General features: G+C 70.8%; 9 protein-coding genes. 3 read left to right on the top strand and 6 right to left on the bottom strand.

Annotated features, from left to right (window positions below):
- Positions 1–58 precede the first annotated feature (58 nt).
- Positions 59–2,056 (top strand): ATP-dependent DNA helicase, encoded by a 1,998-nt coding sequence (locus D7X74_RS33045; RefSeq protein WP_120536991.1) that lies wholly within the window; start codon positions 59–61, stop codon positions 2,054–2,056.
- Here D7X74_RS33045 and D7X74_RS33040 read toward each other — a convergent pair.
- The 5 genes from D7X74_RS33040 to D7X74_RS33020 all read right to left on the bottom strand — a co-directional run bounded on the left by D7X74_RS33040 (position 2,010) and on the right by D7X74_RS33020 (position 8,616).
- Positions 2,010–4,247, bottom strand: coding sequence for a TonB-dependent receptor (locus D7X74_RS33040; protein WP_120536990.1), 2,238 nt, complete (start codon positions 4,245–4,247; stop codon positions 2,010–2,012). The genes D7X74_RS33045 and D7X74_RS33040 overlap by 47 nt on opposite strands.
- Before the next feature lie 181 nt (positions 4,248–4,428).
- A complete protein-coding gene (locus tag D7X74_RS33035) occupies positions 4,429–4,848 on the bottom strand; it encodes a DUF5684 domain-containing protein (RefSeq protein WP_120536989.1) in 420 nt (139 codons plus the stop codon).
- A gap of 150 nt (positions 4,849–4,998) precedes the next feature.
- A complete protein-coding gene (locus D7X74_RS33030; protein WP_120536988.1) occupies positions 4,999–6,105 on the bottom strand; it encodes a type IV pilus twitching motility protein PilT in 1,107 nt (368 codons plus the stop codon).
- A 1-nt stretch (position 6,106) separates the two neighbouring features.
- Positions 6,107–7,903: a type IV pilus twitching motility protein PilT gene (locus D7X74_RS33025; RefSeq protein WP_120536987.1), complete on the bottom strand. Its 1,797-nt coding sequence runs from the start codon at positions 7,901–7,903 to the stop codon at positions 6,107–6,109.
- Positions 7,904–8,079: 176 nt separating this feature from the next.
- A complete protein-coding gene (locus D7X74_RS33020; RefSeq protein WP_120536986.1) occupies positions 8,080–8,616 on the bottom strand; it encodes an N-acetyltransferase in 537 nt (178 codons plus the stop codon).
- Between the two features lie 272 nt (positions 8,617–8,888).
- Here D7X74_RS33020 and D7X74_RS33015 point away from each other — a divergent pair, with 272 nt between their 5' ends.
- Both D7X74_RS33015 and D7X74_RS33010 read left to right on the top strand, forming a co-directional pair.
- Entirely contained in the window at positions 8,889–9,608 is a 720-nt protein-coding gene (locus D7X74_RS33015; RefSeq protein WP_120536985.1) for an ATP/GTP-binding protein, read from the top strand.
- Entirely contained in the window at positions 9,605–11,104 is a 1,500-nt protein-coding gene (locus D7X74_RS33010; RefSeq protein WP_120536984.1) for an ATP-binding protein, read from the top strand. The genes D7X74_RS33015 and D7X74_RS33010 overlap by 4 nt, the downstream gene beginning before the upstream one ends.
- A 59-nt stretch (positions 11,105–11,163) precedes the next feature.
- On the opposite strand, the gene D7X74_RS33005 is transcribed toward D7X74_RS33010, so the two are convergent.
- The coding region (locus tag D7X74_RS33005; RefSeq protein ID WP_233602362.1) for a DUF4010 domain-containing protein at positions 11,164–11,623 on the bottom strand (460 nt) is incomplete at its 5' end.

Here is an 11,623-nt window from a genome sequence, read left to right as displayed (position 1 = left end):
GCTGTTATCCTGCGGGGCCGCTCGCCTTTCGCCCCTCCTGCCCCTGGTAGAACGCCGCATGTCCGCGCCCGCGCCCCGTCCTCCCTCTGTCGACAGCCTGCTGGGTCCTGGCGGCGCGCTGGAGCAGGCGCTGCCCGCGTACGAGCACCGCCCGGAGCAGCTCCAGATGGCGCGCGCCGTGGAGCGGGCCTTCTCCGAAGGCAGCTACCTGCTGGCGGAGGCCGGCACGGGCACGGGCAAGACGCTGGCCTACCTGGTGCCGGCGCTCCTGGCGGGCCGCAAGGTGGTGGTGTCCACCGCGACGAAGACGCTGCAGGACCAGGTGTTCTTCAAGGACCTGCCGCTGCTCAGCGAGAAGCTGGGGCTCCAGTTCGAGGCGGCCTACCTCAAGGGGCGGGGCAACTACCTGTGCCTGCACCGCTACGAAGCCTTCGAGAAGGACCCGCAGTTCGTCTCGCGCGATGAGGCGAAGCAGTGGCCGCTGCTCAAGCGCTGGGTGACGGAGACGGAGACGGGGGACCGGGCGGAGCTGGACCTGCCGGAGTCCTTCGCCACGTGGTCGCGGCTGTCCACCACGTCGGAGACGTGCCTGGGTTCGCGCTGCTCGCAGTATGAGACGTGCTTCGTCACGAAGATGCGCAAGCGCGCGGAGGCCGCGGACCTGCTGGTGGTGAACCACCACCTGTTCTTCGCGGACCTGGCGCTGCGCAGCTCCGGCAAGCGCACCGAGGGCGTGCTGCCCTTCTACGAAGCCGTCGTCTTCGACGAGGCGCACGCGCTGGAGGACGTGGCCAGCGGCCACTTCGGCTACAGCGTCTCCAACTACCGGCTGGAGGAGCTGTCGCGCGACGCGGTGGCGGCCCTGCCGGTGAAGGATGAGCGGCACGCGACGCTCGCGGCGCTGGCCCAGCGGGTGCGCTCGCACGCGGACGCGCTGTTCCTCCAGGCCCCTCGCGCGCTGGGGTTCTCCAGCCAGGAGTCCACCGTCGCGCTGCGCCCGGAGACCATGGGCAAGCTGTCCGGCGCGCTGGAGCAGGTGCGTGAGGGCCTGTCCGCGCTGGCGTCCTTCTCCGGCAGCGAGCGCGAGGCGGAGCTGGCCGCCATCCACCGCCGCGCCGAGGAGATGGTGGAGCAGCTCACCTTCCTGGAGAAGGCGGAGTCCTCCGAGCACGTGTACTGGGCGGAGGCGCGCGGCAAGGGCATCTTCCTGCGCGCGAACCCCATCGACGTGGCGAAGGAGCTGCGCGACCGGCTCTACGGCGCGCTGGACACGGTGGTGTTCACCTCCGCGACGCTCGCGGCGGACGGCCGCTTCGACTTCTTCGCCAAGCGCATGGGCATGTACGACGAGGAGGGTCAGCCGGTGACGCGCGTGCGCACGCTGGCGGTGCCCAGCCCGTTCGACTTCCCCCGGCAGTCCGCGCTCTACCTGCCCACGCACCTGCCGGACCCCAGCGCCCCGGGCTTCATCGAGGCGGCGGCGGAGGAGATCATCCAGTTGTGCGAAGTCACGGGCGGGCGCGCCTTCGTGCTCTTCACGTCCTTGCGCAACATGGTGCGCGCGTATGAGCTGACCGCCACGCGGCTGCCCTATCAGGCGCTGCTCCAGGGCGAGCGGCCCAAGGCGCAGCTCCTGGAGTCCTTCCGCCAGACGCCCAGCGTGCTCTTCGCCGCGCACAGCTTCTGGGAGGGCGTGGACGTGCCCGGAGATGCGCTGAGCCTGGTCATCATCGACCGGCTCCCGTTCGCGTCGCCGGGGGACCCGCTGGTGGCCGCGCGCATCCGGCAGATTGAAGCGCGCGGTGAGGAGCCGTTCGACCAGTACCAGTTGCCGCAGGCGGCGCTGGCGCTGCGCCAGGGCTTCGGGCGGCTCATCCGCACGCAGGCGGACCGGGGCATCGTGGCGATGCTGGACCGCAGAATCGTGACGAAGGGCTACGGCCGCGTGTTCCTCTCCAGCCTGCCGCCCGCGAAGCGGATGGAGGACACGACGGAGCTGAGCCGCTGGTTCAATGGACCGGTGCGCCCCGTTCCGCCGCTGAGAACCGTTCGTTGAACCCGTCGCGCAGGCGCAGGCCCACGCGCGCCTGGAAGGGCGGGGCGAGCGTGTCCACGCCCGCGCGGCCCGCGAGGTAGGAGCGGTCGAACAGGTTCTCCACCGCGGCGAAGGCGGCCACCTTCCAGAAGAGGTGGCGGCTCACGAACAGGTCCACGATGGCGGCCCCTCCCATGCCGCGCGCGTTGAGGTCGTCCTCGTACTGCGGGCCCACGACGCGAAGCTGCGCGGTGGCGGTGAGCAGGGACGGCTCATCGAAGGTGACGCTGAGCGAGCCGCGATGCCGGGGGTCCTGCGGAAGCTGGCGGCCCACGAGGTCCGGTTGGCCGGGCGCGTCGGTGACGACGGGATCCACGAACGTGTAGGCGGCAAGCACCGTCCACTGGCGGACCGGGCGCCAGTCCGTGCCCAGCTCCACGCCGCGCACGCGCGCCTGTCCCAGGTTCTGACGCTGGCGGGTGGTGCCGTCGGGCAGGGGCGTGGCCAGGGTGACGTTGGTGACGGGCGCGTCGAGCACGTTCCAGAAGCCGGTGATGCGTCCGATGAGGCCGCCAGGGCCCAGGGCCTCCACGCCCGCCTCGGTGCCCCAGAGGCGTTCGGCGTCCAGGTCCGGGTTGGCGGCGGTGAGGACGGTGCCCACCTGGAAGGGGCGGTACAGCTCATTGAGCGTGGGCGCGCGGAAGGCCCGGTAGACGGAGGCGCGCAGGGTGAGCCAGTCCAGCGGGCGCAGGCGCGCGGCCAGCCGCGGGCTGAGCTGGCCGGCGGTGCGGGGGGCGAAGTCGGTGGCGGTGGTGTAGCCATCCGAGCGGCTCTCCAACTGGTAACCATCCCGGTTGCGCCACACGTCCCAGCGCAGCGTGCCGGCGAACTCCAGCGCGGAGGACACCGTGTAGAGGTCCTGCACGAAGAGCCCACCGGAAAGCTGCGTGCCCCGGGTGGTGCGCGCGTAGATAGACGTGGGCGTGTACGTGGCGGGGAAAAGCAGCTCCTGCGCGGTGCCGGCGGCGCGGCGGGCATCCACCCCGGCGGCGAGCACGTGCGTTCCGCCCAGCGTCAGGTTGGGTCCGGTCCACACGAGCGAGCCGCCCTGGTCGTTGGCGGGCACGTCCTGGAACGCGGAGCGGATCTCGTAGTCGCGGTCCGCGCTGACGCGGGCGCGGTTCTGGGCGAAGTGCTGGGTGCGACCGTAGAGGCCCAGCTCGAAGGTGCCGGTGTCCTGCGTGCGCAGACGGGCGCTGCCGGTGAACCACGCGAGGTCCACGCTGGCGACGGTGTAGCGGGTGCCGCCGTTCTGCGTCTCTCGGAACAGGCTGGCGCGGGCGGTGAGCAGGAGGTCGTCGGTGGCCTGCACCTCCACGCGCGCCTGCCCGGTGAGGTGCTTGGACGGGGTGTTGGCGTCGATGGAGCCGCGCTGGTCGGCGGGGACGATGCGGTAGCCGTCGCTGGTGAGACCTTCTGCCTCCAGGGAGATGCCCACGCGCTTCCAGCGGTCCGCGATGCGCGCGCCGAAGAAGCCGGTGCCCTGGTTGCCCACCGACACGTCCGCGTCGATGACCCCGACGATGGGCTGGGAGATGAGCTGCACGACGCCACCCAGCGCGGCGCTGCCGTAGAGCGCGGAGCCGCCGGTGGGGACGACCTCGATGCGGTCCAGGCCCAGCCGGGGCAGGGCGCGCCAGAACACCCAGCCTCCGTAGGGGTCGTTCACCGGCAGGCCGTCCAGCAGCACCAGTCCCCGCGCGACGCCGGAGGGCGCGAGCCCGCGCAGGTTGAGCCCCTGCGCGGTCGGGTCCGCGACGAGGGACGGCGTGCGGCGGAAGGTGGCCGCTGAGGGCAGCGTGCGCACGAGCGCGTCCTGCGTGAGCGTGGGGCTGCGCTCGATTTCGTCGCGGGGAATCACCACCGTGGTGGCGGGCACGTCACGCAGCGGGCGCGGCAGGCGCGTCGCGGTGACGACGGTCCGGGTCTCGGCGGGAGCTTCGGGTTCGGCGGGGGTGGACTCCGCGCTGACGGGTGCGCCTGCTTCGTCGCGGTCCTGGGTTCCCTCGGACGACGGTGCCTCCACCTGCGCCGCCGCGATGCCGGGCAGCAGCAGCGCCAGCCTGAAGCAGACTCCAATGCCTCGCAGGACGTGAGCGCGCCGTCGGAGGGGCGCGGCAAGCGGACGGGAGGGGGCGGCCGGGCCGGTCATTCCCGCCGCTCTAGCGGAGATACCGCCCTCGCGGGAGGGCGCATCCACCCGGGCTCGCTCCACCCGACGGGGGACGACACTCCCGGGGCGCTCCCCGAAAACACGAACGGCGGTGAAGGGCCGAAGAAGGCCGCTCACCGCCGTCGCTCCGGAACCCGGGAAGCCCCAGGTCCCGCGGACACTACGCCGTGGCCGCGCCACCGCCCGCGGCGGCCGGGCCCTGGTACTGCGCGTCGCCGAAGCCGAGGATGGCGTAGAAGACGGGGCCGAGCAGCGCCAGGCCGATGCCGAAGCCCGTGCCCTTGCCGAACGACTTCGCCATGTCGATGCCGATGATGAAGAGCGCGATGAAGTTCACGCACGGAATCAGCGCCAGCACGATCCACCAGGCCGGACGGCCGATGATCTTCGTCATGACGTAGATGTTGTAGATGGGGACGATGGCCGCCCACCCGGGCTCGCCCGCCTTGGTGAACGTCTTCCACAGGCCCGCGATCATCGCGCCGATGAAGGCAAAGTAGAAGATGTAGAACAGCGGGCCCGGGCCCGCGCTCTGCTGCTCCTGCATCTGCCGCATCATCTCAAGCTGCTGTTCATCCATGGCTGACTTCCCCCTCGGAAGTGTGGGACTCCGGCTCCAGGGCCGGTCGGTGTCCAGGTTCAGTGCCGAACAATTCGCGAAGTAGGGGGGCGAATGCAAATTCCTTCACCCCCATGCCGGCTTCGTCTCGAACCTTGAGACTTCCCCGTCTCACGCCTTCAGCGTCTCCGGCACCTCCCAGTCCGGCTTCAGCCGCTGGATGACCTTCACGAAATTCTCCTTGTCCTGGGCTTTCTCCAGCGCGGCGTCCGGGAGGATGACGTCATCCTTCACCAGCCGCTCCAGGTGCATGTCCAGGGTCTGCATGCCCTGGCCCTGGCCCGCCTGCATCTTGGAGGCGATCTGGAACACCTTGCCCTCGCGGATCATCGCCGCGATGGCGGCACTGCCCACCAGGATTTCGAGCGCGGCGACGCGGCCCTTGCCATCCGCGGTCTTCAGCAACTGCTGGGCGACGATGCCCGCCAGCGACTCCGCGAGCATGCCGCGCACCTGACCCTGTTCGTCCGCGGGGAAGGTGTTGATGATGCGGTCGATGGTCGCGGGCGCGCTGTTGGTGTGGACCGTGGCGAACACCAGTACGCCGAAGCTCGCGAGTTGGAGCGCCAGCTTCATCGTCTCGCTGGTGCGCAGCTCACCGATGAGGATGACGTTGGGGTCCTCGCGGCCGGCGGAGCGGATGGCGGTGGCGAAGCTGGACGCGTGCGGACCCACCTCGCGGTGGGTGACCTGGGCCTTGAGGGACTCGTGCACGAACTCCACCGGGTCCTCGATGGTGAGCACGTGCGAAGCGCGCGTCTTGTTGATGTGGTTGATCATCCCCGCGAGCGTCGTGGACTTGCCGCTGCCCGTGGGGCCCGTCACCAGCACCAGCCCGCTGCGGCGGTCCGCCATCTTGCGCACCACCTCCGGCGTCTTCAGGTCCTCCAGCGACAGCACCTTGCTGGGAATGGTGCGGAAGACGGCCCCGATGCCGGTCATCCGGTAGAAGTAGTTCGCGCGGAAGCGGGCCTTCGTCCCGTAGCCATAGGCGAAGTCCAGGTCCAGCTCCTCGGTGATCTGCCGCTTCTGTTCGGGCGAGCAGAGCTCGAAGAGCAGCGACTCCAGCTCCTCGGTGGTGAGGGGCTCGTCGCGCAGCGGCACCAGTTCGCCACGGATGCGGCCCAGGGGCGGGTAGCCCACGGCCATGTGCAGGTCGCTGCCCTTCTTTTCGAGCAGCACGTCGAACCAGGTCGCGATGCGAGGTGTGTCCGTCATGTCAGGCGCCCTTCTTGCCAAGCAGTGAGCCCACCTTGGACAGCATCCGCGCGCCCTCCTGGGGCGTGGCGGGCGCGGGCACGGTGGTGGCGCCAGCGCCGGGGCGCTTGCCCGTCACCATGGCCTCGATTTCGTCCGGGTTCTCCGCGAAGCCCTTCACCGTCTCCAGGGTCGCCTTGCCCGACTTCGCCAGGTCCGCCAGCGAGTCCTCGAAGCGGATGATGCCCAGCGACTTGCCTCGCTGCTGGAGCGACGGAATCTGGAACGTCTTGTTGTCGCGGATGAGGTTGCCCAGGGCCATGGAGCCGGGGAGCACCTCGGCGGCGGCCACCATGCGCTTGCCGTCCGCGCTGGGCATCAGCCGCTGGCTGACGATGAGGCGCAGGCCGCTGGAGAGCGACAGCCGCACCTGGCCCTGGTCCGCCGGGGGAAAGAGGTCGATGAGCCGGTCGATGGTCTTCGCCGCGCTGGGCGTGTTCATGGTGCTGATGAGCAGGTGGCCCGTTTCGCTGGCCGCGAGCGCCATGCGCACCGTCTCCGTGTCGCGCAATTCACCCACGACGATGACGTCCGGGTCCTCGCGGAGGCTGCCCTTGAGCGCGCTGGCGAAGGTGCGGGTGTTGCTGCCCACCTCGCGCTGGCTGATGAGGGCGCGCTTGCGCGGGTGCACGTACTCCACGGGGTCTTCCACGGTGAGCACGTGGTGCGTCGTCTCGCGGTTGATGATGTCCAGCAGCGCCGCGAGCGTGCTCGTCTTGCCATGGCCCGACGGGCCAGTGAGCACGATGAGGCCCTGGTGGTGGTGCGTCGCCTTGGCGATGTCCGCAGGCAAACCCAGCGACTCCAGCGTGGGAATCTCCCGGGGGATGACGCGGAAGACGCCCTTGAGGCCCGTGCGCTGGCGGTTCACGTTGACGCGGAAGCGCCCGGTGTCCTCGGAGTCCAGCGCGAAGTCCACGCTGCCGTCCTTCTCCAGCACGTGGCGCAGGCGCTCCGGGATGATGGGCAGCAGCAGCCGCTCCACCGTCTCCGGCGACAAGGGCGTGTCCTGGGGCTGCAGCTCCCCCGCGAGCCGGAACAGCGGCGGCCGCCCCGCCACCACGTGCAGGTCGCTGGCGAGCATGCTGCGCGCCTGCTCCAGCAGCACGGCCAGGTCGCGGCCCGGCGCGGAGGTCGTCCGCGAGATGGGAATGGCGCGCGCGGCGACCGGTGCGGCGTGCCCATGCGCGGCGGCGGACGGAGCCGCTGGCGGCGCGGCGCTGGGCGCGCGGGCGAAGGCCTCCACCGGCGCCGTGACCGCGGGAGCCCGAGCCGGGGCCGCTGGCGCAGCGGGGGCTCGCGCGGCGGCCGGGGCCGGGCCACCCACCTGGGCGGTGCGCGCGATGGCTTCGGCGGGGGCCGACACGGCGGGCATGCCACCGTAGGGCGTCCGCGTGGGGGCCGCTGGAGCCGCCGCCGGGGCCTGCGCGGCCGGAGGAGCAGACTGCGCCGCGCCCTCGGTGCTCTTGGTGAGGCGCACGTTCATCAGCTCGCCACGGCGCACCGCGGCGATGGAGAGCGCGCCCAGGCCGGTGGCGTTCACCGTCCATTGCACGGGCGTCTCCGACACCGTGGAGGCTCGCGCCATGCCCACCATGGCCTGGAGGGCCTTCACGAGCTCTTCGGTGGTGAGGGCGCCGGGATCAACGGGCTCGTAGCCGGTGGCGTTTCGCACCATGGGCGGACGGCCACTGGCCAGGGCCAGCTCGGTGATTCCGGGACGCGACAGGTGACGCAGCAGCTCTGCGAGCGGTTTCATGCGGGGGGGTGGCCCCACCGCTGCCGTGCGTCAGGCCCGGCGGGGTGGAACCCGCGCAGGATAGTCGACCGCCGCGCTGCGGAATACCCGGGGGGCTGCCCCTGAAAAGCACGACGGGAGCGGCCGTGTGAGGGCCCCTCCCGTCGGGAACAACCTTCCGCGTCGGATGCGCGGGACTACAGCTCGCGCGACATCAGGAGCCGCAGCTTGCCGGACTTCTTGGAGACCACCGTGGCCACCGTGGTGAAGCCCTCCTTGCGGTAGAAGCCCACCGCGGGCGCGTTCGCGGGGTCCACGCGCAGGGCGATGGTCTTGCGGTACATGTCGCGCGCCACGTCCAGCGCCTTGTTGAGCAGCTTCTGGCCCACGCCGTGGCGCCGCAGCTCCGGCTTCACCACGATGTTGCGCAGGTACGCCGCACCGGGCACCGGACCGTCGCGCTCCACCGTCACGTAGCCCACGATCTGGTTCTGCACGCGGGCCACATGGAGGAAGGGCTTGAGCTGGGTGAGGGCCTTGAGGCTGTCCTCCTGGCTCTCCCCACGTCCCTTCCAGGGCTCGGAGTTGGAGCGCAGGGCCGACACCGCGGTCAGGTCCTCGTCGGTGGGCGGACCGAATTTGACCCCGTTCACCAGGTCATTGGGGAGGTTCGCCACGTCCATCACCGGCGTGGGGGCCACCTCGACGCCTGGATCCACCTGCTTCATCGTCATCGCCTTGCTCCTCCGTCGCGTCCGCGATCCTAACCGGTCACCCCGTACCCGTGCACGCGATCATTCCGCGCACAGTGTCCTCTTTTCCGTGTGGGGAGACGTCCTCCTCTTGGATCGAGGAGCGGGAATCTCTCGAAACGCCACTCGCGCGGGCTCCATTCCAGGAGGATGCTTACCGCTCTGTCGTACGGCATGCGACCGGCCTTCCGCCCAGGGCGTGGGGCCATTATAAAAAGCGGGTACCGAATCCCCCTCGGTCCGAGTCCTCCCCCTTGCAACTGAACCACGCCCAGCGAGAGCTGACGCTCAAGATCGTCTATTACGGCCCCGGGCTCAGCGGGAAGACGACCAACCTGCGCAAGCTGCACGCCCGGGCGCGGCCCGACGTGCGAGGTCGCCTGCTGTCGGTGGACACGCACGACGACCGGACGCTCTTCTTCGACCTGCTGCCCGTCTTCTTCTCCACGTCGGCGGGCTTCAAGGTGAAGGTGAAGCTCTTCACCGTCCCCGGCCAGGTCATCCACAACGCCACCCGGCGGGTGGTGCTGCAGGGCACGGACGCGGTGGTCTTCATCGCGGACAGCCGGCGCAACGCGTCCCAGGAGAACAACGCCTACTGGCGCAACCTGCAGGAGAACCTGCGGGAGATGGAGCTGGATCCGCAGCAGGTGCCGGTGGTCATCCAGTTCAACAAGCGCGACCTGCCTGACAGCCTCACGGACGCCGAGCTGGAGGACATCCAGAAGAAGGGCACGCAGCCGGTGGTGGGCTCGGTGGCGGTGCGGGGCGAGGGCGTGGTGGAGACCTTCCACGCCGTGGCCCAGGCGGCCTGGCGCGCGCTGGAGGCGCGGGCCCACCTGTCGCGCAACGTGGGCCTCACGGAGGATGAATTCCTGGGGCAGATCTTCCGGCACGTTGACCTGGCCGGCACGGCCCTGGAGGGGCGCTACGGTCCACCGCCCGGCGACCGGGCGACCGGGAGTCCGCAATGAGCGGCCCGCCGTCGGGAGGCCCGTGGGACACGCTGGGCGCGCCCCGCCGCGAGTCCGCCCTCCAGCGGCGACTGTCGTTGGGAGACCTGCTGGACCTGCCATCCTTCTCGGAGGTGGTGAAGGGCTTCAGCGACCTGTACCGCGTGGGCATCAAGGTGCTGGACGTACGCGGCACCAAGCTGGCGGACGTGAAGGTGGGCCACGGCGACTTCTGCGCCTACGTCTTCTCCTTCCCGGACGGCCGGCATGCGTGCACCGCGATGGTGGGCCGGGTGAAGGACGGCCCCGTCCTCCCGGAGGCGGGCGGGCGCGTGGCGGACGGAGGAGAGGCCTCCGAGGCGTCGGGCCTCATCGCGCTCACGTGCTTCACCGGCCTGCGCTACGTGGTGATGCCCGTGCGGTGGGATGGCGACCTGCTGGGCCGGGTCATCCTGGGGCCCTTCACGCCCGAGGAGCTGGCGGACTTCCCCGACACGCTCACCGGCATCCAGGGCCTGGACCTGGAGCGGGCGCACGAGCTGCTGGCGCGCGTGCGCCGCGTCCCGGAGCGCACCGCCGCGCAGGTGCTGGGCCACTTCGGCCTGGTGCTGGGCGCGCTCGTCGCCAGCGGACAGAAGTCGTACCTGGCCACGCACCTGCACCTGGAGTCCACGCTGGAGGTGCACCGCGAGCTGGAAGCGCAGAACGCGCGGCTGCTCCAGGCGAACACGCGGCTCAAGGAGTTGGACCGGCTGAAGTCGTCCTTCCTGGGCACGGTGAGCCACGAGCTGCGCACGCCGCTGGCGTCCATCCTGGGCTACTCGGAGATGATGGCGGAGGGGCTGGCGGGGCCGCTCAACCCGGAGCAGTTGCAGTACGTGCGCACCATCGTGGAGAAGGGCGAAACGCTCCTCTCGATGATCTCCTCGCTCCTGGACCTGAGCCAGATTGAAGCGGGCCGTCTGCGGCTGTCCATGGCGCCGGTGGACCCCGGCTACATCATCCAGACGGCGGTCTCCAGCGTGCTGCCGCAGGCGCAGCGCAAGGGCTTGGAGCTGGAGGTGCGGCTGCCGCACACGCCGCAGCCGAGGCTCGCGGGCGACCTGGACAAGCTGCGCCAGGTGGTGGTGAACCTGCTGGCCAACGCGGTGAAGTTCACGCCGTCGGGCGGCCGGGTGAAGGTGACGCTGTCGGACGCGGCGATGCAGCAGGAGCTGGGCGTGCCCGGCTACCGCATCAGCGTGGAGGACACCGGTGTGGGCATCCGCACCGAGGAGTTCGAGCGCATCTTCCAGAGCTTCTACCAGGTGGACGGCAGCTCCACGCGCGAGTTCGGCGGCGCGGGGCTGGGGCTCGCCATCGTGAAGAGCCTGGTGGAGGGCCACGGCGGCCGCGTGCGCGTGGAGAGCGAGTTCGGGCACGGCTCGCGCTTCATCGTCCAGTTGCCCCTGCACCCGCCGATGCCGGAGCGCGGCCTGTCCGCCGCGCCGCCCCTGCCGGAGCCGGACCGCTTCTGAGGCGTGGGAGCGCCCGACCGACAAAGCGGGTCGGGGCAATCCGGCGACACGCTGGCCCATCAATCCCGCGGCGAGTCCGGGGTGTGCTGTCCGGGGGCGCGGCGCTTCAACAGCTCCTCGACCCCGGGCCCCGCCGGCAGCAACGTGGGCAGGTGCGTTTGCACGAAGGCCCCCGCGAGTCCCAGCAGCATGACGACGCCCAGGGCGCGTCCCAGCCGCAGGGTGAGCGAGCGCTGTTCGGACACGCGCGCCACCAGGATGAAGTTGATGGCGGCGCTGGCGAGCGACGCGATGATGGCGCCCACCCCGGCCGTCGTGGGGGAGATGGTGCCGTTGGCGCACAGCGATGCGGCGGAGGCCACCGCGGACGCGCTGGACACCAGTCCGCCCAGGGCGCTCACCGCGTAGAAGCCCCAGCGGCCCAGCAGCGTCTGGCCCACCGTGCCCACCACCTGGAGCGCCAGGAAGATGAGGCCGAACTTCAGCGCGGACGGCAGGGAGAAGGGGGACTTGAGGGGC

It is taken from the genome of Corallococcus sp. CA047B (assembly GCF_003612065.1).
GTDB classification, from domain to species: Bacteria; Myxococcota; Myxococcia; order Myxococcales; family Myxococcaceae; genus Corallococcus; species Corallococcus praedator.
The sequence above is the reverse complement of the archived record's forward strand: the minus strand, read 5'-3'. Positions and strand labels throughout refer to the sequence as shown.